Below are 26,565 nucleotides of genomic sequence, written 5' to 3' on the forward strand. Positions count from 1 at the left end.
CGCCTACTGTATCGATTCAGAAAGATCATCACATGCGAATCGACGGTGAGACGCGACACGTGTCGGTGGGGCAGGATGCAGGGGTGCGCGACATCGACGTCGACCCCGCCTCGCTCGACCCGGTCGAGACCGCCTCCCGGGACGAGCTCACCGAGCTGCAGCTCGGCCGCCTGCGACAGACGCTGCAGCGGGTGTACCAGCACGTGCCGCACTACCGCGATACGTTCGACGCGGCCGGGGTGCACCCCGACGACCTGCGCTCGCTGACGGACCTCGCCGCGTTCCCGTGCACGACCAAGGAGGACCTGCGGCGGCAGTACCCGTTCGGCATGTTCGCCGTGCCGCGGGAGCGGGTCGTGCGGGTGCACGCCTCGTCGGGCACCACCGGGCGGCCCACCGTCGCGGGCTACACGGCCGCCGACATCGACACCTGGTCGGACCTGATGGCCCGCTCGATCCGCGCCGCCGGCGGGCGCCCGGGCGACGTGGTCCATGTCGCCTACGGCTACGGCCTCTTCACCGGCGGCCTCGGCGCCCACTACGGCGCGGAGCGGCTCGGCTGCACCGTGGTGCCCGTCTCCGGCGGCATGACCGAGCGGCAGGTCATGCTCATCCAGGACTTCCGGCCGGACGTCATCATGGTGACCCCGTCGTACCTGCTCGCCATCGTCGACGAGATGCACCGGCAGGGCATCGACCCGGCCGCGACCTCACTGTCGGTCGGCATCCTCGGCGCCGAGCCGTGGACCGGCGACATGCGCACCGAGATCGAGTCGCGCCTCGACATGCACGCCGTCGACATCTACGGCCTGTCCGAGGTGATGGGCCCGGGGGTCGCCGTCGAGTGCGCCGAGACCAAGGACGGCCTGCACCTGTGGGAGGACCACTTCTACCCCGAGATCATCGATCCGGTCACCGGTGCGGTCCTGCCCGACGGGGAGGCCGGCGAGCTGGTGCTGACGTCGCTGACAAAGGAGGCGATGCCCGTCATCCGGTACCGCACCCGCGACCTCACCCGGCTGCTGCCCGGCACCGCCCGCACGATGCGCCGGATGGAACGCATCACCGGCCGCTCCGACGACATGATGATCGTCCGTGGGGTGAACGTCTTCCCGACCCAGATCGAGGAGCTGCTGCTGCGCGTGCCGGCCCTGGCCCCGCACTTCCAGTGTGTCCTGACCCGGCCCGACCGCCTCGACACGCTCACGGTCCAGGTCGAACGCCGGCCCGGCACCCACCCCGACGACGCCCCGGCCGCGGGTGCACGCCTGGAGTCGCTGGTGAAGGACGTCATCGGGGTGACGGTGACGGTCCGGGTCCTGGACCCCGGCGGCGTCGAGCGTTCCGCCGGCAAGATGCGCCGCGTCGTCGACAACCGCCCCTCATGATCCCGAAGACCTTGTGCACCCAGGGGTGCACAAGGTCTTCCGAATCATGAGAAAGGGGGCGTCAGGCGGCTTCGCGGTCGGTGTGGGCGGTCGCCTGGCCCGGGACGAGGCGCAGCCGGCGGGGCGGGGGAGTGGTGCCGGCGGAACCAGAGCCGGCACCGGAGCCGGCGCCGGAACCGGAGGACGAGGAGCCCGGGCGGTCCGGGTCGAGCGCGGGGCGGGTGAGGGCGACGACGATCGCATACCCCGCCAGCACGAAACCGTGGCTCAGCAAGCGCTCGGTCTCGACCCGGCCGGCGAGGACGTCGTTGACGCTGAGCAGGGCGAGCAGCGCGACGAACGCGGTCAGCATGGGCAGGGCGCCGGCCGGGCGGCCGCGGCGGCTGGCGATCCAGCCGAAGCCGGCGCCGATGGCGACGTTCCAGGCGGCGGACTCGTGCCACAGGTGGCCGGAGCCGGAGCCGTGCAGTTCGGTGGCGGTGGCGCCGCTGGTGACCTGGGCGATGCCGAGGACGAACTGGGCCGCGCCGAACGCGCCCAGCAGCACCCGCAGCGCCAGGACCAGCGTCCGGCGGGACCGGACGGCCGTGAAGCGGCGGCGGGCGGGGGGCAGCACGCCGTGGGCGTCCAGTGCGGCCAGGAGGGCGTCGGTGCCGGCCGGCTGACCGGGCACCTGCTGGACCCGGACCAGGCGGGTGGCGGCGGCAGCGTCGGCGTGCCACCCGCGGCAGCCGGCGCAGCGCAGCAGGTGCGCATCCGTCAGGGCGGCGTCGATCGGCTCGGCCTCGCCGTCGAGACGTGCCGACAGCGCCTCGCGGAAGGCCTCGCAACCGGCGGCAGGTGAACGCTCCACCCCCCGATGGTGCCAGACGCGTGGGGCGGCCGGGCACCGCCGCCGCTCAGGCCAGCGCGGTCGCGGCGTCGGGGACGGTGTCGAACAGGGCGAAGACGTTGTCCAGGCCGGTGATCCGGAACACCCTGCGGATCTTGTCGTCGGGGCAGACGAGGCCGAGGGCACCGCCGCGCTCGCGGACCCGGTTGTGGGCGCCGATGAGCACGCCGAGGGTGGTGGAGTCCATGAACGTGACCGCGCTCAGGTCGACGATCACCTTCTCGCCGCCGTCGTCGAGCGCGCTGGTGATCGTCTGGCGCAGCTGCGGCGCGGTGCTGACGTCGAGTTCGCCGTCCGCCCGGACCACGCTGTGCCCTTGGAACGTCGAGATCGAGAACGTCATCAGACAATCTCCACTTCATGGGTAGCGGTATGACGGTAGCGGGTCTTGTGCCTGGCGTTATCGTGGGGCCGGGACATGCAGTGGGGGAGGCCGCTCGATGAGCACCGTGGACGATGCGCTGCCGGGCGTGCCGATCGAGATCCTGCTGGTCGAGGACGACCCGGGTGACGTGTTGATCACGCGGGAGGCATTCGCCGAGCACAAGGTGTCCAACCGGCTGACCGTCTGCACCGACGGTGCCGAGGCGCTGCGGTTCCTGCGCCGCGAGGGGCGGCACGCGGGCGCGGCCCGGCCCGACATCGTGCTGCTCGACCTCAACCTGCCCGGCGTCGACGGCCGCGCGGTCCTCGAGGCGATCCACGCCGACCCCGCGCTCAATGACATCCCGGTGGTGGTGCTCACCAGCTCCGTCGCCGAGGAGGACTTCCTGCGCAGTCATGAGCTGCAGGTGGACACGTACATCAGCAAGCCCGTCGACTTCGCCAGCCTGATGCACGTCGTGCGCCGGATCGAGACGTTCTACGTCAGCGTGCGCCGCCACGTGGCGACGCCCTGACCGTCGAGACAACGGTCAGGGCGTCGGTTCGAGCAGCGCTGCGCCGGAAGCTCAGGGAGCGTCGATGGCGTTGCGGATGATGGCCTCGGCGAGCCAGTGGCCGGAGGACTTCACGGTGCGGCGCAGGGTGTCGTAGTCGACGTGGATGAGGCCGAAGCGGCGGCTGAAGCCGAAGGCCCACTCGAAGTTGTCGAGCAGCGACCAGGCGAAGTAGCCGCGCAGGTCGACGCCGGCGGTGATGGCCTCATGGACCGCGGCGAGGTGGCCCCGCAGGTAGGCGATGCGCTCGGGATCGTGGATGGCGCCGTCGGCGGTGGGGCGGTCGTCGTAGGCGGCGCCGTTCTCCGTGACGTAGATCGGGCGGTCGCCGTAGTCGGCGCGGATGCGCAGCAGCAGGTCGCGCAGGCCGGTCGGGTCGACGGACCAGCCCATGTGCGTGACCGGGCCCGGGGTCGGGTGGAAGCGGACGTGCTGCGCCGTCGGATACGGGGTGCCCTCGTCCAGGGTGCCGTCCGTCGCCGCGCTGACCAGGTCGGGCTGGTAGTAGTTCACGCACACCGCGTCGACCGGCTGCGACACCACCTCCAGATCTCCCGCCCGCACATACGACATATCCGTGATATCGGAAATGTCGGAAACAGTGTCGGCGGGGTACGTGCCGCGCAGGATCGGCTCGAAGAAGATGCGGTTCAGCAGGCCGTCGATGCGCCGCGCCGCGTCCAGATCGGCGGGGGCGTCGGTGAACGGTCGCACGGCGCCGGCGTTCAACGCCACCGACACCTGCCCGGTGACCCCCGCCGACCGTAGCGCCGCGACGCCCAGGCCGTGGGCGAGCAGCAGGTGGTGGGTCGCGACGAGGGCGTTGAGGTGGCCGCGCCGGCCCGGGGCGTGCCCGCCGGTGCCGTAGCCGAGGAACGCCGAGCACCACGGCTCGTTGAGCGTGTTCCACAGCGCGACCCGGTCGCCGAGCCGGGCGGCGACGGTCGCCGCGTAGTCCCCGAAGCGCAGCGCGGTGTCCCGGTTGGTCCAGCCGCCGGCGTCCTCCAGTTCCTGCGGCAGGTCCCAGTGATACAGCGTCGCGGTGGGCCGTACCCCGGCGGCGAGGAGCTCGTCGACCAGGCGGTCGTAGAAGCCGAGCCCGGTCTCGTTGACCCCGGATCCGCCGGCCGGGCGGATCCGGGGCCACGCGATCGAGAACCGGTACGCGGACAGCCCCAGGTCCTTCATGAGCCCGACGTCGTCGCGGTAGCGCTGGTAGTGCCCGGTGGTGTGGGCGCCGGTGTCGCCGTTGTCGATGCGGCCCGGCTGGGCGGCGAAGGTGTCCCAGATCGACGGGGTGCGGCCGTCGACGTCCACGGAGCCCTCGATCTGGTAGGCGGCGGTCGCCGCGCCCCACCAGAACCCCGAGGGGAACGTCAGGACGCCCTTCGCGGTCTGCACCGCTGTCGTGCTCACACCCACCACCACTTCCCCGTACGTCAACAGATAGGAGGCTTGGAGAGCGCTCTCCAAGCCATGTGACCAGACTGCGACGTCGCGCGTCCGAGTGTCAAGGCATGGGAGCGCGCGCTTCACCGCGTACCGGACAAATTGCCACCAAAGAAATCCAGGACTCTTGACACGTGGGAAACCGCGGAGCAACACTGCGACCTATCGGAGAGCGCTCTCCAAAACCGCCCGCCGCGCCTCCTCACCCCTCAGCAAGGAGCTCACGTGCAACCGGCACACGCTTCCGCCCCCGCCTGGCGGAGACTGCTCAGTTCGCGATGGCGCATCGCCCTGGTCGTCGCCGTCGTCGCCGCCGTCGCTGTCGTGGTCGCGCCGTTCGCGCGCGCCGCCGACAGCCTGATCTCGCAGGGCAAACCCGTCACGTCGTCGTCGGACCAGGCGCCCGACGTGGCCGCCAGCTTCGTCAACGACGGCGACGCGGGCACCCGCTGGAGCAGCCAGTGGAGCGACCCGCAGTGGATCCGCATCGACCTGGGTGGTTCCGCCACCATCAGCCAGGTCGTGCTGCAGTGGGAAGGCGCCTACGGCAAGTCCTTCAAGATCCAGACGTCGAGCAACGACACCACCTGGACCGACATCTACACCACCACGACGGGTGCCGGCGGCACGCAGACGCTCAACGTCTCCGGCTCCGGCCGCTACGTGCGCCTGAGCGGCACCGAGCGCGGCACCGGCTACGGCTACTCGCTGTACGAGTTCAAGGTGTACGGCTCCCTGGACGGCACCACCAACCCGGGCACCTGCAACACCGGGACCAACGCCGCGCAGGGCAAGACCGCCACCGCCTCCAGCATCGAGGGCGCCGGCACCCCGGCCTCCGCGGCGGTCGACGGTGACGCCGGCACCCGCTGGGCCAGCCAGTGGAGCGACCCGCAGTGGCTGCAGGTCGACCTCGGCAGCAAGCAGAGCATCTGCCAGGTCGTGCTGCAGTGGGAGGGCGCCTACGGCAAGGCCTTCCAGATCCAGGTCTCCGACAACGCCACCGGCTGGACCGACGTCTACTCGACCAGCACCGGCACCGGCGGCACCCAGACCATCCCCGTGACGGGTGCCGGCCGCTACGTGCGCGTCTACGGCACCGCGCGTCCCGGCGGCTACGGGTACTCGCTGTGGGAGTTCAAGATCGCGCTCGGCGGTGGGGGCACCACGTCCACCCCGCCGACCAGCAGCAGCCCGTCGCCGAGCACCCCGCCGTCGCAGGACCCGAACTGGACGCAGGTCTGGACCGACACGTTCGACGGCGCGGCCAACACGTCGCCGAACGCGGCCAACTGGCTGCTGCGGACCGGCACCCAGTACCCGGGCGGCGCCGCGAACTGGGGCACCGGCTCGGTCGAGACGGCCAGCGCGTCGACCGCCAACGTCTACCTCGACGGCGCCGGCAAGCTCAACATCAAGGCCATCCGGGACGGCGCCGGCGCGTGGACGTCGGGTCGCATCGAGACCCAGCGGACCGACTTCCAGGCCGCCGCGGGCGAGCAGGTCAAGTTCACCGCCGTGCTCAAGCAGCCGGACGTCGCCGACGGCGACGGCTACTGGCCGGGCTTCCGGGCCACCGGCGCCGCCTACCGCGGCAACTACACCAACTGGCCGGGGGTCGGCGAGACCGACATCATGACCGACGCCAACGGCCGCAGCCAGCTGTCGCAGACCCTGCACTGCGGCACCGCCCCCGACGGGCCGTGCGGCGAGTACAACGGCCGCACCTCGGGCCTGGCCAGCTGCACCGGCTGCCAGACCGGCTACCACGAGTACACCCAGGTCATCGACCGCACCAAGACCGACGAGGAGATCCGCTTCTACCTCGACGGCAAGCAGTCCTGGGTCGTGCGCAAGAGCCAGGTCGGCGTCACCGCGTGGAACGCGGCCGTCCAGCACGGCTTCTACCTGCGCCTCGACCTGGCGATCGGCGGCGCATGGCCGAACGCGATCGCCGGTTACACCGTCCCGACCCCGACGACGACGTCCGGCGGCATCCTGTCCGTCGACTCCGTCACGGTGTCCAAGCAGACCGGCACCACGCCGGCCGCGATGACCGACCCGGCCACGCCGGCCGGCCCGAGCGTCGTGAGGGTCACCGGCTCGCAGGGCAACTGGCAGCTGCAGGTCGGCGGCCAGCCGTACGAGATCAAGGGCCTGACGTACGGTCCGCCGCAGGCGGCCGCCGACGGGTACATGCGTGACCTGAAGAACATGGGCGTCAACACGATCCGCACCTGGGGCGTGGACGACGCGAACACCCCGACGCTGCTCAACCGGGCCGCGCAGCAGGGCATCAAGGTGATCGTCGGGCACTGGCTCAACCAGGGCGCCGACTACGTGAACGACACGGCGTACAAGACCGCGACCAAGACCGAGGTCGTGAACCGGGTCAACGCGCTCAAGAACAACCCGGGCGTGCTGATGTGGGACGTCGGCAACGAGGTCATCCTCACGATGCAGGACCACGGCCTGGACGCCGCGACGGTCGAGGCGCGCCGGGTGGCGTACGCCAAGTTCGTCAACGAGCTGGCGGTCGCGATCCACGCCGCCGACCCGAACCACCCGGTCACCTCGACCGACGCGTACACCGGTGCGTGGCCCTACTACAAGAACAACGCCCCGGCGCTGGACCTGCTGGCGGTCAACTCCTACGGCGCGATCAACAACATCAAGCCGGACTGGATCGCCGGCGGCTACACCAAGCCGTACGTGGTCACCGAGGCCGGCCCGTCCGGTGAGTGGGAGGTCCCGAACGACGTCAACGGTGTGCCGACCGAGCCGACCGACCTGCAGAAGCGGGCGGGCTACACGGCCAGCTGGAACGCCATCAAGGGACACCCCGGCGTGGCGCTCGGCGCGACCGAGTTCCACTACGGCCTGGAGAACGACTTCGGCGGCGTCTGGCTCAACACCTACGGCGGCGGATGGCGTCGCCTCGGGTACGGCGCGCTGAAGCAGGCCTACACCGGCACGCCCCTCGCCAACACGGCGCCGGAGATCACCAGCATGACGGTCGGCAACCAGACCGCCGTGCCGGCCGGTGGCACGTTCACGGTGAACGTCGCCGCGACCGACCCGAACAACGACACCATCCGGTACAACGTGATGATCAGCGACAAGCACATCACCGGGAACACCGGCTTCCGCAACGTCAAGTTCACCCAGAACGGCTCCACCTTCACGGTGACCGCCCCGGAGACGCTCGGCGTGTGGAAGGTCTACGTCTACGCCTTCGACGGCCAGGGCAACGTCGGCATCGAGACGAAGTCGTTCAAGGTGGTGCCGCCGGTCATCGCCGGCACCAACATCGCCCAGGGCAAGACCGTGACCGCGTCGACCTACCAGCCGACCGGCACCAACGGCCCGCAGCTGCCGTCCTACGCGGTGGACAACAACTACGGCACCCGCTGGGCGTCGGAGTGGGTCGCCACCGCCTGGATCACGGTGGACCTGGGCAGCAAGCAGACCTTCAACAAGGTCTTCCTGGCCTGGGAGGCGGCGTACGCGACCGGCTACCAGATCCAGACGTCCGACGACGGTTCGAACTGGGCGACGATCTGGTCGACGACCACCGGCAACGGCGGCTTCGACGACATCAACGTCAACGGCAACGCCCGATACGTGCGAGTGAACGGCACGGCGAAGGCAACGGCCTACGGTTACTCACTCTGGGAGTTCGGGGTGTACCGGTAGGTAGGGCGACTCGGGCGGGTGGCTTCGGCCACCCGCCCTTTCGTCTGTATTTTTCAGCGAATTTCGTGCTATGTAGTGGAGAGCGCTCTCCATGCTCCGTGCTATAAAACCGGCCATGAGCGATCCACGTTCGGCCCGCAAACCCACCCTTGAAGACGTCGCGGAAGCCGCCGGCGTCTCCCGGGCCACGGTGTCGCGCGTCATCAACGGTGTTCGCAACGTCGACCCCAAGCTGCACGCCATCGTGTGGCAGGCCGTGGACGCCACCGGCTATGTGCCCAACCGCGCCGCCCGCTCGCTCGTGACCCGCCGCAGCGGCACGGTCGCCCTCGTCGTCTCCGACGCCGTCAGCCACGACGACGACCCGTTCATGCGGCGCTTCTTCGCCGACCCGTTCTTCGGCCGGATCGTCGGCGGCGTCATGTCGGTCCTGCGCCCCAAGGGCATCCAGCTCGCCCTGCAGATCGTCGGCACCGACGAGGCCCGCGGCCGGCTCGTCGGTGACCTCGGCCAGGGCCAGGCCGACGGCGCGGTGGTGCTGTCCCTGCACCCCGACGACACGCTGCCCCGCCAGCTGTACGAGGCCGGCATCGCCGCGGCCCTCGTCGGCCGCCCGGCCCAGCCGGTGCCGATCAGCTACGTGGACCTCGCCAACGACGCCGGCGGCGTCCTGGCCGCCGAGCACCTCATCGGCCGCGGCTGCACCCGCCTCGGCATGATCACCGGGCCGGCGCACGTCCCCGCCAGCCAGGACCGGCTTACCGGCTTCCGGCAGGCCCTCGCCCGGCACGGCCACGCCTGGTTCCCGACCGTGGAGGGCGGCTTCACCTACGAGTCGGGGGAGACCGCGCTGCTCGAACTGCTGGAGCGGCAGCCGGAGCTGGACGGGCTCTTCGTCGCCAACGACGTCATGGCGCAGGCGGCCGTGATGGCGCTGCGCGGCCGCGAGCTGCGGGTCCCGGACGACGTGGCGGTCGTCGGCTTCGACGACAGCAGCGCCGCCCTGGACGCCCGCCCGCAGCTCACCACCGTCCGGCATCCGCTCGAGGACATGGCGGCGGAGAGCGCCCGGCTGGTCCTGGCCCGCATCGACGATCCATCGCTGCGGGTCGAGTCGGTGATCTTCGACCCCAAGCTCGTCGTGCGCCAGTCCGCATGACCGGCCAGCGCAGCGTCTTGGGCCGGTCATCATGTGGCAGGGTTGGGGCAGGTCGTCGCCGGAGCGCAGCGGAGGGGGCGGCATGACCGGCCAGCGCAGCGTCTCGGGCCGGTCATCATGTGGCAGGGTTGGGGCGGCATGACCCCCGTTGCCGCGTCGGTGGTGGCGTCGCTGATACGCACGCAGCACCCCTCGTTCGCCGCTCCGCTGCGACTGGTCGCCAGCGGCTGGGACAACACCGTCTACCGGCTCGGTTCCTCGTGGTCCGTGCGCCTGCCCCACCGCGAGGTCGCGGTGCCGCTCCTGGTCAACGAGCAGCGCTGGCTGCCGCACCTCGCGCCCCTGCTGCCGGTCCCGGTGCCGGTCCCGGTCGCGGTGGGCGTGCCGGCGGGGGAGTACCCGTGGCCGTGGAGCATCAACCGCTGGCTGCCCGGCCGTCCCGCCACTGCGGTGCCGGTCGCGGCGCGGATCGCCTTCGCCGCCGACCTGGCCCGCTGTTTCGCCGGGCTGCACGTTTCCGCGCCGCCGTCGGCACCCGCGAACGTGTTCCGCGGGGTGCCGCTGGCCGACCGGGCCGTGGCCGTGCGGGAGCGCCTGGCCGGTGACGGGTTCCCGGCGCCGCTGCGCGAGGTCTGGGAGAGCGCCCTCGAGGCGCCGCCGTGGACGGGCGCGCCGGTGTGGCTGCACGCCGATCCGCATCCGGCCAACCTCCTCGTCGGCGCCGACGGCCGGCTGGCCGGGCTCATCGACTTCGGCGACCTGACGTCCGGTGACCCGGCCACCGACCTCGCCGCGGCCTGGATGGTGTTCGACGCCCCCGGCCGGGCGGCGTTCCGCGCGGCGCTGTCGGAGCTGGTGCCGCTCGACGAGGCGACGTGGCAGCGGGCGCGGGGGTGGGCGTTGAGCATCGGCTCGGCCGTCGCGGTGGGCTCGGCCGACAACCCGGAGATGGCCGCGATCGCCGCGCACGCCCTGGCCCAGGTCCTGCTCCCGGCCTGACCTTCCGGGCGTTCACCGGCGCGTGGTGCGAACCAGCGCGTGGTGCGAACCGGCGAGAGGCACGAACCGGCGCGCGCCGCGACCTGGAGTCAGTGACGCGCGCCGGCAGTTTTGTGGGCCGCGCTGGCTGAGTGCGCTGCCGCTCGGAGAGCGCTCTCCGAGATGAGGAAAGTCTGCCGGGCGCCGGGTGGTTCGTCAACCACGGGTGGTGGCGCGTTACCGATCCGATGCGGCGGTCCGGGAAAGATCAGGATTCCGTCAGGACTGTTCCCGCAGGTGTTGACACCTGCGGGGAGCAAGCGGGAAACTTCCCTTACGGAGAGCGCTCTCCAGCCGGGTCGGGTGCCGGCGGGGAGCAGCGCCGAAGGTGGCCGGCCGCACGATTCGAACGGATCGACGGGGGTTGGTCGGGTCACCTGACCGACGCCGTAGGACCGGCGGTTCGGGCCGGTCGTCCAGGCGGGGGCTGCTCGAAACGCTCGTCCGTCGGGTGCCGGGACGCTGAGGCCGTCTGCACGGCCCGCGAACCGCGCTCACGGCGCCGGCCGGGTGCGGCAGTCCGGGCATTTCCGGGCCGCTCCACCTGTACATCACCGACGGTGACCGGGTTGGGGTCGCCGCCGGCGGGACGACCGCGAGAGCGACCGTTCCGAGTATCGATTCCGCAGTTGTGGCGGTCGCTCCGGGCTCTGGGCGCCCTGACCGCCGCAACTGCGGGACCGCGGCCGGCCCTCGGAAGGAGCCCGCAGCCGTGCTACCCAGACCCCGCCGCCCCGCCAGGCGGCCCGCCACGACAGCTACCACCCGGCTCGCCATGCGGGCGGTGGCCGTGACCTTGACCGTCATGGCCTGCGCCACGGTCACCGCCTGCGCGGCCGACCCGGAAGCCACGAGCCCGCCGGCCGCCGCGACCAGCGCCGCCGGCACCGATTTCGGCGGCACCGACATCGCCTGGGTGCAGCTGATGATCCCGATGGACGAGCAGCTGCTGCCCGTGCTCGATCTCGTGCCGCAGCGCTCGTCGGACCCCGCGATGACCCGGCTGGCGGCGGAGCTGCGCTCCCGGTACACCACCGAGATCCAGCAGTTGAAGGCGCTGCGGGTCAAGGCGGGCCTCGATGCCACCAACCCGCACGCCGGGCACCGGATGCCCGGCCTGGTCGACGCGGACACCCTCGCCGCGATCAGCGGCAGCGGCGGCACCGCCGAGTTCGACCGGAAGGTCGCCGAGTGCCTGCGGGGGCACCTGGAGCAGCTGGCGAACCTGGCCCGGTCGGAGCTCTCCAACGGCACCAGCGCGTCGGTGAAGGACCTCGCGAAGCAGGTCGCCGAGTCGAGGACCGCCGGGCTGGCCCAGCTCCCCGCGAGCGGTGCCGCGCCGGGCGTCAGTGGCGCAGCAGGCGGCGGCTGACGGCGGCGATCACGACGACGATGACGGTGGCGAAGCCGAGCAGCGCCATCCGCGCCGGCAGGAACTGCGTCGCCACGCCCAGACCGAGGACGGGGACCGCGAGCCCCAGGTAGCCGCCCAGGAACACCCCGGCCAGGGCCTCGCCGCGGGTCGACGCCGGCGCGAGGTCGACGACCGTGGACACGGCGCCCTTGAGCAGCGCGCCCGCGCCCGCACCGGCGACTGCGCCGCCGAGCAGGAACACCGGCAGGCTCACCGCCCACACCCCCGCGGTCACGGTGAGCAGCCCGGCGGTCATGAGCGCCAGGCCGCCGGCGACCTGGCGGCGGACCGGCTGGCGGCGCAGCAGGACCTGCGCGGCGGCGCCGCTGGCGAAGACCATCGACGCGACCAGCCCGGCGAGGGCGCGGGACGGGTGGTGCAGCGTGCCGGCGACGAAGGCCGGCGCGAGCGACGTGAACAGCCCCAGCACCGACAGGGCGGCGAACGCGCCACCGCCGGCCGCGAAGTAGCGGGGCCGGGCGGCCGCCGGCACGGTGACGCGCTGCGGGCGGTACCGCTGCCGCAGCGTCGGAACGGAAACGGTTTCGGGGACCCGTGCGACGGCGACGGCCGCCGCGAGCAGCAGCACCAGGAACACGGCATACGACGTGCGCAGCGGCGCCGTGACGTATTGCGCGAGGAGGCCGGCGGCGAGCGGGCCGAACGCGAACCCGCCGAGGTTGGCCACCGTCGCCACCAGATCGGCCCGGGCCCGGCCGGCGGCCGGTCGGGCGGCGGCGTGCAGCTCCGACAGGTGCGCGGTCGCCGTCGCGGTGAGCATGCCGACGCCGAGGCCGGACAGCACCCGGGCGACGATCACCACGCCGAGCGACGTCGAGGTCAGGAACAGCGCCGCGGCGGCCGCCTCGAGCAGGATCGCGGGAAGCAGCACCCGGCGCCGGCCCAGGCGGTCCGACAGGTGCCCGGCGAGGAAGAGGCTGACGATGACCCCGACGGCGTACGCGGCGAACGCAATCGTTACCGCGATCGTCGAGTAGCCGTCGTGGCGCTGGTAGATCGCCCACAGCGGGGTCGGCACGACGGTGAACGCCAGGGACACCGCGAACGCGACCGCGATCGTCCAGAACCCCCGCTCGTGGTGGGTGGCGTGGGTTTCTGTCACGGCGGGCCGGGCGAGCAGGGTGGTCATGCAGACACTGTGCCCGCGGGCAGTCAGCACCAGCGACGAATGTTCGTGCTGGGCACTATCATGAAACGTGATGGAGCTGCGGCATCTCGTGTATTTCGTGGCGGTCGCCGAGGAGCGCAACTTCTCGCGCGCCGCCGAGCGGCTGCGGGTCGTGCAGTCCGGGGTGTCGGCCGCGATCCGGTCCCTGGAGCGCGAGCTCGGCGTGCAGCTGTTCGACCGCAGCTCGCAGCGGGTCGCGCTGACCGACGCGGGCGCGGCGCTGCTGCCCGAGGCCCGGGCCACCATCGACGCGGCGCAGGCCGCGCGGGACGCCGTCGACGAGGTCCGCGGCGGGCTGCGGGGCACGCTGCGCATCGGCACGCTGATCTCGGTCGGGTTCATCGACCTGCCGGGCCTGCTCGGCCAGTTCCGCGCCGAGCACCCCGGCGTCGACCTGCGGCTGCGGGCGGCACCGACAGGATCGGCGGGCCTGGCCAGGTCGCTGCTGGACGGGGAGCTCGACGTGGCGTTCGTGTCGCTCGCCGGCCGGCCGCCGGCGGGGCTGTCGGTGCGCGTCCTCGTCGCCGAGCCGATCGTCGCGGTGCTGCCGGCCGGGCATCCCCTGGCCGACCGGGCCACGGTGAGCCTGGCCGACCTCGCCGAGGAGCCCTTCGTCGACTCGCCGCCCGGCTACGGCAACCGCACCGAGGTCGACCGGGGGTTCGCCGCCGCCGGGCTGCGGCGCAGGGTGGCCCTGGAGGTCGCCGACATCGCCACCGTCGCCCAGTATGTGCGCAACGGCCTCGGCGTCGCGCTGCTCCCGCGCTTCTCCGTCGGGGCGGCGGACGGCCTGCGGACGCCGGCGGTCAGCGGGGCGCGGCTGCGCTGGACGTTCGGGGTCGCGACCGGGTCCGCCCGCCGGCCGAGCGCGGCGGTCCGGGCGCTGCTCGACCTGGTCGACGCGCACCGGGTGCGGCGTTTCGAACATTGATTTGCTCAGGTGGGTGTGGCGGGCGCCGAACGGACAGGCAGTCCTGCGACAGATGAGGTTCCCATGCGGCCTGACAGCGAAGTCACGACGCCCCGCCGCACCGGCGGACCCACCCGATGGTTCGGCGACATGCGGATCGGGGTGAAGATCACCGGAGCGCTGGCGGTCGCGCTGCTTGCGGGCGGCGTCGTGGCCTGGGCCGGGCTCAGCGCGCTCGACACCGCCAACGCCAACGCCACTTCGATCTACGCCGATCACCTGGTGCCGACCACCATGCTCAACGCCACCCAGGGCGCGCTCGACGACGAGATCAACGGGCTCATCCTGATGACCATCGCCAGCACCCCGGCGGCGACCGAGGAGCAGCGCAAGCTGGCGCTCGACGGGGCGCAGCGGTTGCAGTCGGGCATCGACGCCTACGCGGCCCTCGGGCTGGACGCCTCGCAGCAGCCCCTGGTCGCCGCGCTGCGGCAGGCGGTCACCGACCTGCACGAGGTCCGCGACGCGCAGCTGATCCCGGCCGCGGTCAACAGTGACAACCTCGCGTTCAGCACGGCGTACGACGCCGGCGCCGCCGCGCCGATCGCCGCGGCCAACCAGGCCCTCGACGCGCTCGCCACATTCGAGTCGGCGCAGGCCGGGGCCGCCGCGAAACACAACGCCGACCAGTACTCGAACAGCCGGGTGGCCATCATCGCCTGCCTGGTCTCCGGCTGCCTGGTCGCCGCGTTGCTCGGCTGGGCCACGGTCCGCCGCATCGTGGGGCCGATCCGCCTGGTCGGCGGGGTGCTGACGAGGATGGCCGACGGCGACCTCACCGGGCGGCTCGACGTCGACACCCGGGACGAGGTCGGCACCATGGCCGGCGCGCTGAACCGCGCGACGCAGAGCATGCGCACGGCCGTGCAGACGCTCGGGCTGACCTCGTCCTCCCTCGCCGCGGCGGCCGAGCAGCTGTCGGGGGCCAGCACCCAGATCGCCGCGAGCGCGGCGCAGACCAGCGGCCAGGTCGCCGTGGTGGTGACCGCCGCCGACGAGGTGACCCGCAACGTGCACACCGTCTCGGCGGGCTCGCAGGAGTTGAGCCTGTCGATCCGGGAGATCTCGCAGAACGCCAACGAGGCCGCCCTCGTCGTCGGCGAGGCGGTGTCCGCGGCGCGGGCCACCGACGCCACGGTGTCCAAACTGGGCGAGTCGTCGCAGGAGATCGGCAACGTGGTCAAGACGATCACGTCGATCGCCGAGCAGACCAACCTCCTGGCGCTCAACGCGACGATCGAGGCGGCCCGCGCGGGGGACGCCGGCAAGGGGTTCGCGGTCGTGGCCACCGAGGTCAAGGACCTGGCGCAGGAGACCGCGCGGGCGACCGAGGACATCTCCCGCCGGGTCGCCAGCATCCAGGCCGACACGGACACGGCCGTCACCGCGATCCGGAACATCGGCGAGATCATCGCGAAGATCAACGACTACCAGCTGACCATCACCTCCGCGGTGGAGGAGCAGACCGCCACCACCGCCGAGATGAACCGCGGGGTCGCCGAGGCGGCCGGGGGCATCGGCGAGATCGCCGGCAGCATCGGCGCCGTCGCCACCGCGGCCCAGGTCACGACCGAGGGCGTGGCGGAGTCGCAGCGCACGTCGGCCGAGCTGGCCCGCATGTCGCACGAGGTGCAGACCCTGGTGGCCGGCTTCCGCGTCTGAGACGTCGGGCACATCCATTTGCGTCATCGCAGTCCCATGTTTTTAGACTGACTGGTCAGTACAAGTCAGGGGGCTGTTGTGACCACGGTTGTGGAAGCGCGCGGGCTCGGTGCCCGCACCCGGCGCGGCTGGGTGTTCCGCGACGTCGACCTCGACGTCGCGACGGGGGAGCGGCTCACCGTCACCGGCCCGGCCGGCAGCGGGCGCACGTCGCTGCTGCTCGCGCTCGCCGGTTGCTTCAAGACCAGCGCCGGCACGGTCCGGCGCACGGGCGTCGTGGCGCTCGGCCACGTGCCCGGCGTGCACGAGCCGGAGCCCGCGCTGACCGTCGCCGAGCACGTCGAGGAGCGGCGCCTCCTGCTGGGCCGGCGCGGGCGCCGCCTCGAAGACCTGCCCTTGGAGCCCGGCACACTCGGCCGCGACCTCGACGTCCTCGGCCGGCACCTGCTCGGCCTCACCCTCGCCCGCATCGCGGGCCCTGCCGCGGTCGTCGTCGACGACGTCGACAGTGGACTGTCCACGGTGGAGCGTGCCCGCCTCGACGAGGCGCTCCGCGCGCTCACGGACGACGGGGTCGCCGTCGTCACCGCCGCCCGCGAGTGCCTGACGGGCCCGACCTTCGCGCTGGAGGGACACCGATGAGGCTCGCGCTGTTCGAGCTGCGCCGCTTCACCCGCGCGCCGATCACCGTCGCCGCGCTCGCCGTCCTGGCGCTGATCCCGCTGCTGTACGGGGCGCTGTACCTGTGGGCGTTCTGGGATCCGTACGGCAACATGCGCCACATCCCGGTGGCCGTGGTCAACGCGGACCGCCCCGCGACCGCCACCGACGGCAGCACCGTGCGCGCCGGCGACGACCTCACCGCCAAGCTGCTGCGCCGCGACGTGTTCGGCTGGCAGGAGACCACCGACGCGGCCGCCCGCAAGGGCCTCGCGGAGGGGCGTTTCGAGGTCGTCTTCGAGATTCCGGCGGACTTCTCCGCCTCGCTCGTCACCCCGCCGGACCCGGACCGGGATCCGATCGGCGGGCGGCTCATCGTGGTCAACGACGACGCCACCAACTACCTCACCGGCCAGCTGTCCCGCAGCGTCTTCACGGAGGTGCGGGCCAGCGCCGCCGCGTCCGCCGCCGGCGGCTACTTCGACCGGATGCTGATCGGCTTCACCGACCTCAAGACGCAGACGACGCAGGCCGCCGACGCCGCGGGCAAACTCTCTGACGGCGCCACGCAGGCCGGTGCCGGTGCCGGCTCGCTGGTGAGCGGGCTCGACCAGGCCGCGGGCGGTGCCGGCTCGTTGGTGAGCGGACTCGACCAGGCCACGAAGGGTTCGCAGCAGCTGTACGACGGGCTCGTCGCGCTCGACCAGGGCGCCGCGCAGCTCGCCGACGGCACCGCGCAGGCCGCGGCCGGCGGGCGGCTCCTGGCGACCAGGGTCGGCGCCGCCGCCGACACCGTCGAGCCGGTCCTGCGCGACAACGCCGCGCTGATCGAGGCCGCCGCGACCAGCATCGCCGACGGTGCCGACCTGCTGCGCGAGCACCTCGACGCGCTGCCCGCCCTGGCCACGACGGCGACCCAGCAGGCGACCGCGACGCGTTCCGCGTTGGCGCGGCTGGGTTCGCGGTACCCGCAGATCGTCGACAGCACGGAGTACCGGACTGCCGTCGCCGCGGCGGACGCCGCTGTCGCCGCCGCGGTCTCGGTGCAGAGCCGCCTCGAGACCGGGGACCTCGCCGCCGTCCGCGCCGACCTGGACCGCGCGTCGAAGATCGCCCGGCAGGTCGCGGCCGCCGCGCCGCACCTGGCCGACGACGTCGCCGCCGCCCGCACGCAGGTCGACCAGCTCGCCGCCGGTCTGGACCGGCTCGCCGCCGGCGCCGATCAGCTGCACGCCGGCACCGGCGCCGCGTCCAACGGCGCCCGTGAGCTCAACGGCGGGCTGTTCCGGCTGGCCACCGGCGCCCGGCAGCTCGACGACGGGCTCGGCGCGCTCTCCGACGGCGGGCACCGGCTCGCCGGCGGCCTCGGCGAGCTGTCCGACGGCGCCAGCCGGCTGGCCCGCGGCCTGTCCGACGGCGCGGCGAAGATCCCCGGCTACGACCCCGACACCCGGGCCGAACGCGCCGGTGTCCTCGGCGACCCCGTCGCCCTGGACCGCTCCACCGAACACCCCGCCGCCACGTACGGGGCCGGGTTCGCGCCGTACTTCCTCGGCCTCGCCCTGTGGGTCGGCGCGATGATCAGCTACATGGTGCTGCGCCCGCTGACCCGCCGGCACCTGATGTCCGGCGCGCCCGCCCACCGGGTGGCCCTGGCCGGTTGGCTGCCCGGCCTCATCGTCGGCGTGGTCCAGGCGACGGCGCTGTTCCTGGTGGTCCGGTTCGCGCTCGGGCTGCACCCGGCGCATCCCCTGGCGATGTACGGGTTCCTGTGCCTCACCGCAGTCGCGTTCACCGCGATCGTGCAGTGGTTCGGCGCCCGGCTCGGTGCGGCCGGCCGCCTGGCCGCCCTGGCGGTGCTGATGCTGCAGCTCACGTCGTCCGGCGGCACGTATCCGATCGAGACCACGCCGGGCGTCCTGCAGGCGGTCCACCCGTTCCTGCCGATGACGTACGTCGTGGCAGGGGTGCGGCACCTCGTCAACGGCGGCCCGGGCGGTACGGTCGTCACCGGGGCCGTGGTCCTGGCCGGCTTCGCCGCGCTCGCGTTCGGGCTGACGACCCTGGCCGCGTGGCGGGGGCGCCGCCTGACGCCGGCGAAGCTGCACCCGGATCTGGTGATGTAGGGAGTTGCACGTGGTAGACGGCCGGACCCGGCGCCGCACCGACACCAGGCAGCGGCTGTATGACGCGGCGATGGAGCTCATCGCCGAGCACGGGTTCTCCGCCACGACCGTCGAGGACATCGCCCTGCGCGCCGGCGTCGCCAAGGGCACCGTCTACTACAACTTCCCGTCGAAGAACGCGCTGTTCGAGGAGCTGCTGCGGCACGGGGTCGGGCTGCTCACCGCCGACTTCCGGGCCGCCGCCTCCGGCGTCGCGCCGCCGGAGGCGGTCCTGGCGCTCATCCGGGCGGAGCTGGCATACATCGAGCGCCACCGCTCATTCGCGCAGCTGCTGCTGTCGGAGATGTGGCGCACCAACCGCGAGTGGCACCAGACCCTGCAGCTGCTGCGGGGCGAGGCGGTCGACGTGATCGCCCAGGTGCTGCGGCGCGGCGTGGACGAGGGGCACTTCGACGCGGCGCTGGACGTGCGGATGGCGGCGGCGGCGCTGTTCGGGGTGTGCCTCGTGGTGGCGGTCGACTGGCTGGTGTTCGAGCCGGACCGGACCCTCGCCGACGTGCAGGGGGCCCTGATCACGGTGATCAGGGCCCGGGTCGGCATCTAGCGTTTTCGCTTATGTACAGGCCACGCCGTTGAGCTTGATGTTGCTCGGCGGCGGGGTCGACGGGCCGTTGGCGGTGAAGCCGATCGACACCGACGCACCCGGCGCGAGCGACGGCGCCCAGCTCGGGCCGGTCGCCGTGATCGTGGTGCCGGACTGGGCCACGGTTGCGTTCCAGCCGCTCTGCAGGACCACCCCCGACGGCACGCCCCACGTGATGACGAACGGGCTGACGGTCGTCGAGCCGGTGTTCTTCACCGTGATGGTCGCCTGGTACCCACCCTGCCACGCGTTGTCGATGCGGACCGTCGCGGTGCAACTCACCGTGCCGGTGTTGCCCGACGGGCTGGTGCTGGTGCTCGCGCTCGTCGATCCGGTCGGCCCTGTCTGACCCACGGGCGGGATCAGGTACGGCTGCAGGATCGACTGCTTCTGCTGGTTGACCGTCTTCCAGTCATCGGCGACGATGCCGCCCGTGTCACCGGAGTTCGGGTTCCACGACCAGTAGGTGAAGTCCATGCCGGTGACGCCGGTGCCCATGTACTCCATGAGCTTCTTCAGCCACAGCACGTCCTGCGGGCTCTGCAACGTGGAACCGAACTCGCCGACGAGCACCGGCGCGATGTTCTGCTTCTCCAGGTACCCCCAGAAACCGTCCCAGATCGCCGGGAGGTTGTTCGGGAACGCCGGGTCGTCGAACCACGCCTGGTGATACACGGAGTTGCCGTACTCGTGCGCGGAGTAGACAAGCTTGTTCGGCTTGTTGAGACGCACCGGGAACTGTCCGGCCTTGCTCAGGTTGCCGCCCCACCAGCCGCAGGGCTCGTCCGGGATGTTGTCCCAGGCGTTGGCGTTGCCGCCACTGGTGCAGCTGACCCCCTCGACCACGATGAGCCAGTTGGGATTCACCTCGAGGATGGCGTTGCCGGCCCGCTCGGCCGCCAGGCGCCAGTCCCGGTTCACGTCCCCGCAGCCCCAGCACGAGCCGGTGCCGTTGGGATCGGTGCCGTCGGCGTGCGGCTCGTTGTGCAGATCCGCGCCGACGACGGTCGGGTTGTTCGCGTAGTGCTGGGCCAGCGACCGCCAGTTGCTGATCCAGGTCGCCTCGGGCGTGGCGGACACGTACCAGAGCGCGCTCTGCCCGGCACTGGTCGGCCGGTGCCGGTCCAGCAGGATGCGCATGCCTTTCGTGCCGGCGTACGCGACGACCTTGTCAAGGATCTGCAACGGCGTCAGGCCCTGCAGGTCCGGGTTGGTGTAGCCGTCGACGCTGTTGGCGGTCGCGCCCGGCTTCAGCGCGTCCTCGGAGAACGGCACCCGCAGCGTGTTGTAGCCCAGGCTGGCGATCTGGTCGATGTGGTCGCGCCAGGGCCGGGCCCACAATCCGTGGAACGTCTTGTTGTCGGTCTCCATGCCGAACCAGTTGAGCCCGGTCAGCCGCACCGGGTTGCCACCGGCGTCGATGATCTGGTTGCCGCGGGTGCTCAGGTAGCCGGTCCCGGTGCCGCCGACGGCCGCCTCCGCCGTGCTGTTGAGCCCGATCACGGCAACCGCGCCGACGACGGCCATGCTGCTGGCCGCGACGGCGGCCCAGAGTCTTCTCACCTGCACCCTCCTGTCGTTTTGCTCGACGCTAGGAGCGCGCTGGTACGCCGAGCCACGGCTGCCCGTTGCGTGGCGGGTTTGCGCAGGTGAGAGCGGGTGTTTCCGGCGAAAGTTACATCTTCGGCAGCTGCGCCAGCAGCTTGCCGTGCGCGTCGAGGACCTGCGCGGCGGCGGCCTTGGTCGCGGGGTCCGCGCCGTTCTTCGCCTCCGACCCGCACAGCGCCGTCGTCCCGGTCAGGTGCTCGCGGAGCACCTCGAGCGCCTTCGCCGGTTGCTGCGCCGCGGGCAGTGCCCGGATCGCGGCCATGTCGGCGTCGACGACCATCCCCGGCAGGTCGTGCCCGGCGTGGATACTGGAGTCCTCGACCGCCCCACCGTCGGCAAGCGCCTTGCGCAGCGCCACCAGCTCGCCCTTGTGCCCGTCGGCGGCGGCCTTGGCGATCGGCGTCAGCGCCGGATCCCCACCGGCGAGGATGAGCTCGAACAGCTGCGCCGCGCTGGTGTCCAGCGAGATCATCAGCTGCAGGTAGGCGATGTCGGTCGGGTTGAGCACCGTGACCGCGGGCGGCGCCGCGCTGCGTTGCTGGCCGGCGGGCGGCGCTGGTTCGTGCGCGGGCCGTGCCCAGAGCACGACGACGGCGAACGAGGCGAGGAGCACGATCGCGACCGCCCCCAGCCGCCGCCAGACGTCCCGGCCGCCGGCCTCGTCTGTGGTGGTCTCCGGCTGGACCGGTGCTTTCCTGGGTTCGGTGCGCTGTTTGACGTTGCGCCTCGGCTTTGCGACGGGGGTCGGCTCGTCTGCCGTGTCTGTGTCTTTGGTTTCGGCGGCTTCGGTGGTTTCCGTGATTTCCGTGGTTTCCGCGGTCTCGGTCGTCTCCTGTGCGGCTTCCGCGTCGGCTGTGACCGAGTCTGTCGTGGCCGGGTCGGCCGTGATCGGGTAGGCCGTGATCGGGTCGGCCGTGATCGGCTTGTCGTCGGTCACTGTGCCCCGCCCTTCCGGGCCGGCTCCGCCGCGGTCGGGGTGGCGGCCCCGGCCGACGACGCCGCGGCGCTGGACACAGCCGCGGTGCGGTCCCCGTGGGGCGGTTGACCCCCAGGGGAACCCGTGGACACGACGCCCGCGCCGCAGCCCCCATGGGCAAGCGGCAACATGGTGACGGGTGGCGGTCCCGCAACCGTCCGGGCGGTGGTCACGCATCGACGGTAAGCGCCCGAACCTGCGGATAGCATTAGCCAAACTTTAAGATTCCCGCAGGCGCCCCCCGACGTTTTCCACCTGCGCCGATAACACTTTTCCCGATCCGTCTTTGCGCCTCCGCCCGACTGGACACCGCGCGGTGCGACCTCGAGACTGGAGGGGCAGCGCCTACCGGGGGGAGGCGGCCCGTGCCACGACCGTGCTTTTCTTTGGACGCACCAGATTCCGGCCCAGCCGAGGACTTCGACTGGACCGCCCACTTCGCCGCACAACACGCCGAGGCCAACCGCCGGCGTGAAGAGAAGCTGCGAGTCAGGGCCGAGTTCGCAGAGGCTCGCAGGCATGGCCTGGCCGCCCGCCACGCGACCAAGCTGGCCCGGCTCCAGGCGGCCCGAACACTGTCGAAAGCCAGCCCTGCCCTTGCTGCCACGGCTGCGCCGAGCGCTGCTTGTGCTGTCACGGCGGCGCCGAGCCCTGGTCTTGCTTCCACGCCCGCGCCCAGCCCTGCCTGTGCTTCCACGGTCGCGCTGAGCGCTGCCTGTGCTTCCACGGTCGCGCTGAGCGCTGCTCGTGCTGTCACGGCTGCGCCGACGCCTTCGCCTTCGCTTTCGCTGCAGCCTCTGCCACCGCCTCTGTCTCCGCCGTCAGTTGTGGCTGCGTCGGCACCATTGCTGCGGTCGTCGTTGTTGTCTTCCGTGCGGCCGTCGCTGTCGCGGACTTTGTCGCCAGCGTCCGCGCAGGGATCACCGCCGTCACCGCCGCTACCGCCGCCGCCGCCTCCGCCGCCGCCGCCGCCTCCGTCACCGCCGCTACCTCCGCCGCTACCTCCTCCGTCACCGCCGCTACCTCCGCTACCTCCGCCGTCACCGCCGCTACCTCCGTCGACGCCGCCGTCGCCCGTGCCGTCGCTGTGGTCGTGGTCGCCACGGCCATCGCCGCTATCGCCGTCGCTACGACCGTCACCGCCCCGGCCGCCATCGCCGCCTTCAGCTCCGTTGCAGCCATTGCGACCTACTTCGGCTGCAGCGGTGACGTCGGTTCCGACCTCGGTGACTGCGCCGAGAGTTTGCCCAATGCCGCCAACCACGAGCATCGGACCGGGTCGCTGTGGCAACGTGGGGGCTCGGCCGCGGTGTCGTTCCGCGTCATCGGACGTGGCAACGTCGTTCCCGCCGCGACCCCAGCGGCAGACGGCCACCGTCCCATGCATCGAACGGCGATGCCTTCCGCACCGGCATCGTTCCCTGCGCCGTCTACACACTCCGTGCAGGTTCGGCCATCACGACGTGACTGGCGGCCGTTGGGTGTCGCGTCTCAGGTCGCGTCCACCTTGACCTGAGCCCATTCCTACATCTTCACGTCCGTGCGGCGGTGGAAACGCTGCGTCTGAACGGATCGCTCTACGTCCTGCCCTGCACCAACAGCGCCGACTGCCTTCAGCCGCCGAACTTCACGCCATCGCCCGAACTCAACGCGGGCCGACCGGACATCCGGCGGTCCGATGGGACCTTGACGTGACCCGACCGGCACATGCAGTCCGCTGGCACCCGACATGGCCGCGCTCGGGCGAGCACCGCGTGTTCCTCCTGGACGTGACGTGGAGCGGTCGGTGGGTGCAGTCCGCGGGGACGGGGCACGGGCGCGCGTCGGGAAGCGACGTGGTCCGCTTGGGTGCGATGTGCGCCGCCCAAAGGGGAAAGCGCACGCCCCGTGTGGCGGATGCGTCGCGGACCGTTGTGGGATCGGATCGCCGCCGCGCGGCTGCGGGGGCTACGTGCCGATGCGGGTCACGGTGCCGTGGGGGGATTCCTGCCACCACATGGCGTCTACGAGGTACGCGGCGTTGCCGCTGTCGGAGATGAACTGCACGACCAGGCGGGTTGGCTCGGTCTGGGCGCGGGACGCGGAGTAGCCGCTGCGGGGGGTGGCGGTGACGAGGGAGACGACGGCGTCGCGGATGCGGATGACCGCGTCGCCGCCCTCGGAGCGGAACGAGCGCAGGTACGTGTCCACGCCATCGCCGTCGGTGGTCACCGTCCAGCCGTCCACGATGCGGGCAGGGGCGGCCGTGGTGGCCTTGGTGGTGGGGGGTGGGGCCGAGGTGCGTGGCGGGGCTGAAGTTGCAGGGCGGGAGGTGGCGGAGGTGGCAGGGGAAGCAAAAGAAGGGGCTGGGGGCTGCGGGATGAGGTCACCGGGGCCGCGGGCCTCGGCGGCGGGCACCGGGAGTGAGTCCGACGGCACGGCCGTGTGCAGCACGGGGCGCAGCGCCAGCGACGCCACGGCGATGCTTGCCGCGGTCGCCAGGCACCACAGCAGCACCGGCACCGCCGCTCGTCTGACCCGCACCGGCAGATCTTCTCACCCGCACCGTTGTCAGCGTCAAACCCGGCGTTACGGTGTTGCCATGCCGCTGATCCTGCTCGTCGAGGACGACGTCGCCGTCTCCGGCGCCCTTTCCCGGGCGTTGACCGACGCCGGCCATGTCGTGCGTCCGGTCGGCAATGCCGGATCCGCCCTGCGGGTCATCGCGACCGACCCGCCGGACCTGGTCATTCTCGATCTGGGGCTGCCCGACATGGACGGTCTGGACGTGCTGCGGATGCTGCGCGGCATCTCCAACGCACCGGTCATCGTGGCCACGGCCCGGCGTTCGGAGCGGGACATCATCCGGCTGCTGGACGCCGGCGCGGACGACTACGTGACGAAGCCGTTCTCCAGCGCGCAGATGTCGGCGCGGATCAACGCGGTCCTGCGTCGCGGGCAGGGCACCCCGGGACCCGCCGCGGTGCCGGCCGGGGTGACGATCGGTGCACTGCACGTCAACCCGCAGCAGCGCTTCGCGTCCATCCAAGGGCAGCCGTTGCAGCTGACGAAGAAGGAGTTCGATCTGCTGGCGTACCTGGCGCAGCGGGCCGGGCGGGTGGTGAGCCGGCGGGAACTGCTGACCGAGGTGTGGCAACGGCCGGACAGTTCCGGTGAGGACCAGACGATCGACGTGCACGTGTCGTGGCTGCGCCGCAAGCTGGGGGAGAGCGCCACCGCGCCGCGGTATCTGCGCACGTTCCGCGGGGTCGGGGTCATGCTCGTGGACCCGGAACAGGCACCAGCGCAGCCATGAGGAACGCGCTGATGCGCCTGTCGTTCGCGATCACCTCGATGATCGCGCTGGCGTTCCTGGTTCCCCTCGCGTATGTCACCAAGGAGATCGCGCACGACCGGGCGCTCGCCGAGGCGCGATACCAGGCCGACGCGATGGTGGCCGCCCTCGCAACCGCCTCCGGCAACGGATCCGGCGCGTTGGATCGGGCGGTTGCCACCGTACCGGCAGGGCAGAGCGGACGCCTTGCCGTACACCTGGTCGGCGAGCCCACCGTCGGCACCAGTCATGCCCCGGCGGCGGAGGTCGACCGGGCCGCCGCGCAGGGCCGGTCGCTGACCGTGGACGCGCCCGGCGGCGTGGCGTACCTGCAGACCGTGGTCCTGGACGGCGACCGGACCGCGGTCGTGGAGGTGTACGTCTCCGACGCCGACCTCAGCCGGGGCGTCGGCGCGGCGTGGCTGGCCCTGGTCGGGCTCGCGGTCGTCCTCATCGGCGGCTCGACCCTGGTCGCGGACCGGCTCGGCGCGCAGATCGTGAAGTCGACGAAGCAGCTGGCGGAGGGGGCGCGGGCGTTCGGCGACGGCGACCTGCACGCCCGGGTCGAGCCGGACGGCCCGCCGGAGCTGCGGGACGCGGCGCGCAGCTTCAACCGGATGGCGGACCAGATGGTCGCCTTCGCGGATGCCGAACGCGAACTCGCCGCGGACCTGTCGCACCGGTTGCGCACCCCGCTGACCGCGCTCCGCCTGGACGCCGACGCGATGCCGCCCGGCCCGATCGGGGAGCGGATGCGGCAGGCGTTCGACGCCCTCGACGATGAGATCGAGCAGATCATCACGACCGCGCGGCGCTCGGCGGCGGACCGGGTGCCGGAGAGCACCGACCTGGTCGAGGTCGTCGCCGACCGGCTCGCGTTCTGGTCGGTGCTCGCCGAGGACCAGCAGCGCCCTTGGCGGGTCGTCGGCGGCCAGGAGCCGGTGTGGGTGCCGGTCGCCGAGTCCGACCTGGTGTCCGCGGTGGACTGCATGCTCGGCAACGTCTTCCAGCACACCCCGGAGGGCACCGGCTTCGAGGTGCACGTCTCCCCGCGCGGGCTCACCGTCGACGACGCGGGACCCGGCATCGCCGATCCGGCCAAGGCGCTGCGCCGCGGCTCCAGCGGCGCCGGCTCCACCGGACTCGGCCTGGACATCGTCCGCCGGGTCGCGGAGACCGCCGGCGGCCGGCTCGTCGTGGAGCGCGGCCCGCTGCACGGCGCCCGGATCGCGATCGTCCTGGAGCCGATGGCGGTGACCCCGCCCCGCCCCCAACGCCGCGTCGTGCGGTGACCCCGCCGAGCCCTCAACGCCGAGCCGATGGTGGTGACCCCGGGGCGCCCGTAACGCCGCGTTGTGCGGTGAGCGCGCCTGCCCGTAACGCCGTGTCGTGCGGTGAGCGCGCCCGCCTTCAACGCCGTGCCGATGGCGGTGACCCGCCCCGC

Annotated in this window: 21 protein-coding genes; 13 read left to right on the plus strand and 8 right to left on the minus strand. The window is 72.2% G+C overall.

All coding sequences use genetic code 11. The features are described from left to right. The first annotated feature begins 32 nt into the window (after positions 1-32). Positions 33-1,388: a phenylacetate--CoA ligase PaaK gene (gene paaK / locus ACFPIJ_RS07400; RefSeq protein WP_380113876.1), complete on the plus strand. Its 1,356-nt coding sequence runs from the start codon at positions 33-35 to the stop codon at positions 1,386-1,388. Between the two features lie 61 nt (positions 1,389-1,449). On the opposite strand, the gene ACFPIJ_RS07405 is transcribed toward paaK, so the two are convergent. Then, entirely contained in the window at positions 1,450-2,241 is a 792-nt protein-coding gene (locus ACFPIJ_RS07405) for a zf-HC2 domain-containing protein (protein WP_380113877.1), read from the minus strand. Between the two features lie 46 nt (positions 2,242-2,287). Next, positions 2,288-2,623, minus strand: a complete 336-nt coding sequence (locus ACFPIJ_RS07410) for an STAS domain-containing protein (protein ID WP_380113878.1) — start codon at positions 2,621-2,623, stop codon at positions 2,288-2,290. A gap of 97 nt (positions 2,624-2,720) precedes the next feature. Here ACFPIJ_RS07410 and ACFPIJ_RS07415 point away from each other — a divergent pair, with 97 nt between their 5' ends. Further along, positions 2,721-3,179, plus strand: coding sequence for a response regulator (locus ACFPIJ_RS07415; protein ID WP_380113879.1), 459 nt, complete (start codon positions 2,721-2,723; stop codon positions 3,177-3,179). A gap of 51 nt (positions 3,180-3,230) precedes the next feature. Here ACFPIJ_RS07415 and ACFPIJ_RS07420 read toward each other — a convergent pair whose 3' ends face one another. Continuing rightward, positions 3,231-4,634, minus strand: a complete 1,404-nt coding sequence (locus ACFPIJ_RS07420) for a GH1 family beta-glucosidase (RefSeq protein ID WP_380113880.1) — start codon at positions 4,632-4,634, stop codon at positions 3,231-3,233. Positions 4,635-4,892: 258 nt separating this feature from the next. On the opposite strand from ACFPIJ_RS07420, the gene ACFPIJ_RS07425 reads away from it, so the two are divergent. The 4 genes from ACFPIJ_RS07425 (at position 4,893) to ACFPIJ_RS07440 (ending at position 11,932) form a co-directional block, all read left to right on the plus strand. Next, positions 4,893-8,363 (plus strand): galactose-binding domain-containing protein, encoded by a 3,471-nt coding sequence (locus tag ACFPIJ_RS07425; protein ID WP_380113881.1) that lies wholly within the window; start codon positions 4,893-4,895, stop codon positions 8,361-8,363. A 115-nt stretch (positions 8,364-8,478) separates the two neighbouring features. Beyond that, positions 8,479-9,522 (plus strand): LacI family DNA-binding transcriptional regulator, encoded by a 1,044-nt coding sequence (locus tag ACFPIJ_RS07430; protein WP_380113882.1) that lies wholly within the window; start codon positions 8,479-8,481, stop codon positions 9,520-9,522. Positions 9,523-9,660: 138 nt separating this feature from the next. Beyond that, on the plus strand, positions 9,661-10,521 hold the full coding sequence (locus ACFPIJ_RS07435; protein WP_380113883.1) for an aminoglycoside phosphotransferase family protein: 861 nt from the start codon (positions 9,661-9,663) through the stop codon (positions 10,519-10,521). 823 nt (positions 10,522-11,344) lie between these two features. Further along, positions 11,345-11,932 (plus strand): DUF305 domain-containing protein, encoded by a 588-nt coding sequence (locus ACFPIJ_RS07440; protein ID WP_380113884.1) that lies wholly within the window; start codon positions 11,345-11,347, stop codon positions 11,930-11,932. On the opposite strand, the gene ACFPIJ_RS07445 is transcribed toward ACFPIJ_RS07440, so the two are convergent. Beyond that, a complete protein-coding gene (locus ACFPIJ_RS07445) occupies positions 11,907-13,124 on the minus strand; it encodes an MFS transporter (protein ID WP_380113885.1) in 1,218 nt (405 codons plus the stop codon). The two genes, ACFPIJ_RS07440 and ACFPIJ_RS07445, sit on opposite strands and share 26 nt — an antisense overlap. 70 nt (positions 13,125-13,194) lie before the next feature. Between ACFPIJ_RS07445 and ACFPIJ_RS07450 the strand changes: the two genes are divergently transcribed. The 5 genes from ACFPIJ_RS07450 to ACFPIJ_RS07470 all read left to right on the plus strand — a co-directional run bounded on the left by ACFPIJ_RS07450 (position 13,195) and on the right by ACFPIJ_RS07470 (position 19,185). Then, complete coding sequence (locus ACFPIJ_RS07450; protein WP_380113886.1) at positions 13,195-14,094, plus strand: LysR family transcriptional regulator; 900 nt, start codon at positions 13,195-13,197, stop codon at positions 14,092-14,094. 63 nt (positions 14,095-14,157) lie between these two features. Next, positions 14,158-15,795, plus strand: a complete 1,638-nt coding sequence (locus ACFPIJ_RS07455) for a methyl-accepting chemotaxis protein (protein WP_380113887.1) — start codon at positions 14,158-14,160, stop codon at positions 15,793-15,795. A gap of 78 nt (positions 15,796-15,873) precedes the next feature. Further along, the gene (locus ACFPIJ_RS07460) at positions 15,874-16,437 is read left to right on the plus strand and encodes an ATP-binding cassette domain-containing protein (RefSeq protein ID WP_380113888.1); all 564 of its coding nucleotides are present in this window, start codon (positions 15,874-15,876) and stop codon (positions 16,435-16,437) included. Beyond that, positions 16,434-18,581 (plus strand): YhgE/Pip family protein, encoded by a 2,148-nt coding sequence (locus ACFPIJ_RS07465; protein WP_380113889.1) that lies wholly within the window; start codon positions 16,434-16,436, stop codon positions 18,579-18,581. The genes ACFPIJ_RS07460 and ACFPIJ_RS07465 overlap by 4 nt, the downstream gene beginning before the upstream one ends. Before the next feature lie 10 nt (positions 18,582-18,591). Beyond that, positions 18,592-19,185 carry a TetR/AcrR family transcriptional regulator gene (locus ACFPIJ_RS07470; RefSeq protein WP_380113890.1) on the plus strand — a complete coding sequence of 198 codons (594 nt, stop codon included), beginning with the start codon at positions 18,592-18,594 and terminating at the stop codon, positions 19,183-19,185. Between the two features lie 9 nt (positions 19,186-19,194). Here the strand turns inward: ACFPIJ_RS07470 and ACFPIJ_RS07475 are convergent, their stop codons facing one another. From ACFPIJ_RS07475 to ACFPIJ_RS07490, 4 genes are all read right to left on the minus strand, one after another. Then, entirely contained in the window at positions 19,195-20,787 is a 1,593-nt protein-coding gene (locus ACFPIJ_RS07475; RefSeq protein ID WP_380113891.1) for a cellulase family glycosylhydrolase, read from the minus strand. A 112-nt stretch (positions 20,788-20,899) separates the two neighbouring features. Next, positions 20,900-21,769 (minus strand): hypothetical protein, encoded by an 870-nt coding sequence (locus ACFPIJ_RS07480; RefSeq protein WP_380113892.1) that lies wholly within the window; start codon positions 21,767-21,769, stop codon positions 20,900-20,902. 792 nt (positions 21,770-22,561) lie between these two features. Beyond that, complete coding sequence (locus ACFPIJ_RS07485; protein ID WP_380113893.1) at positions 22,562-22,990, minus strand: hypothetical protein; 429 nt, start codon at positions 22,988-22,990, stop codon at positions 22,562-22,564. Positions 22,991-23,755: 765 nt separating this feature from the next. Further along, a complete protein-coding gene (locus ACFPIJ_RS07490; protein WP_380113894.1) occupies positions 23,756-24,331 on the minus strand; it encodes a DNA mismatch repair protein MutL in 576 nt (191 codons plus the stop codon). Between the two features lie 58 nt (positions 24,332-24,389). Between ACFPIJ_RS07490 and ACFPIJ_RS07495 the strand changes: the two genes are divergently transcribed. Together ACFPIJ_RS07495 and ACFPIJ_RS07500 are read left to right on the plus strand one after the other, a co-directional pair. Continuing rightward, a complete protein-coding gene (locus tag ACFPIJ_RS07495; RefSeq protein WP_203843936.1) occupies positions 24,390-25,103 on the plus strand; it encodes a response regulator transcription factor in 714 nt (237 codons plus the stop codon). Then, positions 25,100-26,413 (plus strand): HAMP domain-containing sensor histidine kinase, encoded by a 1,314-nt coding sequence (locus ACFPIJ_RS07500; protein WP_380113895.1) that lies wholly within the window; start codon positions 25,100-25,102, stop codon positions 26,411-26,413. The genes ACFPIJ_RS07495 and ACFPIJ_RS07500 overlap by 4 nt, the downstream gene beginning before the upstream one ends. The last annotated feature ends 152 nt before the right edge of the window (positions 26,414-26,565 follow it).

The organism is Dactylosporangium cerinum, assembly GCF_042653625.1.
Taxonomy (GTDB): domain Bacteria; phylum Actinomycetota; class Actinomycetes; order Mycobacteriales; family Micromonosporaceae; genus Dactylosporangium; species Dactylosporangium cerinum.

Excerpts from the sequence above, each read along its gene's own strand:
- paaK (WP_380113876.1), top strand. The coding sequence starts at position 33 with ATGCGAATCGACGGTGAGACGCGACACGTGTCGGTGGGGCAGGATGCA.
- ACFPIJ_RS07410 (WP_380113878.1), bottom strand. The coding sequence starts at position 2,623 with ATGACGTTCTCGATCTCGACGTTCCAAGGGCACAGCGTGGTCCGGGCG.
- ACFPIJ_RS07415 (WP_380113879.1), top strand. The coding sequence starts at position 2,721 with ATGAGCACCGTGGACGATGCGCTGCCGGGCGTGCCGATCGAGATCCTG.
- ACFPIJ_RS07430 (WP_380113882.1), top strand. The coding sequence starts at position 8,479 with ATGAGCGATCCACGTTCGGCCCGCAAACCCACCCTTGAAGACGTCGCG.
- ACFPIJ_RS07435 (WP_380113883.1), top strand. The coding sequence starts at position 9,661 with ATGACCCCCGTTGCCGCGTCGGTGGTGGCGTCGCTGATACGCACGCAG.
- ACFPIJ_RS07445 (WP_380113885.1), bottom strand. The coding sequence starts at position 13,124 with ATGACCACCCTGCTCGCCCGGCCCGCCGTGACAGAAACCCACGCCACC.
- ACFPIJ_RS07450 (WP_380113886.1), top strand. The coding sequence starts at position 13,195 with ATGGAGCTGCGGCATCTCGTGTATTTCGTGGCGGTCGCCGAGGAGCGC.
- ACFPIJ_RS07455 (WP_380113887.1), top strand. The coding sequence starts at position 14,158 with ATGCGGCCTGACAGCGAAGTCACGACGCCCCGCCGCACCGGCGGACCC.
- ACFPIJ_RS07465 (WP_380113889.1), top strand. The coding sequence starts at position 16,434 with ATGAGGCTCGCGCTGTTCGAGCTGCGCCGCTTCACCCGCGCGCCGATC.
- ACFPIJ_RS07485 (WP_380113893.1), bottom strand. The coding sequence starts at position 22,990 with ATGGCTGCAACGGAGCTGAAGGCGGCGATGGCGGCCGGGGCGGTGACG.
- ACFPIJ_RS07495 (WP_203843936.1), top strand. The coding sequence starts at position 24,390 with ATGCCGCTGATCCTGCTCGTCGAGGACGACGTCGCCGTCTCCGGCGCC.
- ACFPIJ_RS07500 (WP_380113895.1), top strand. The coding sequence starts at position 25,100 with ATGAGGAACGCGCTGATGCGCCTGTCGTTCGCGATCACCTCGATGATC.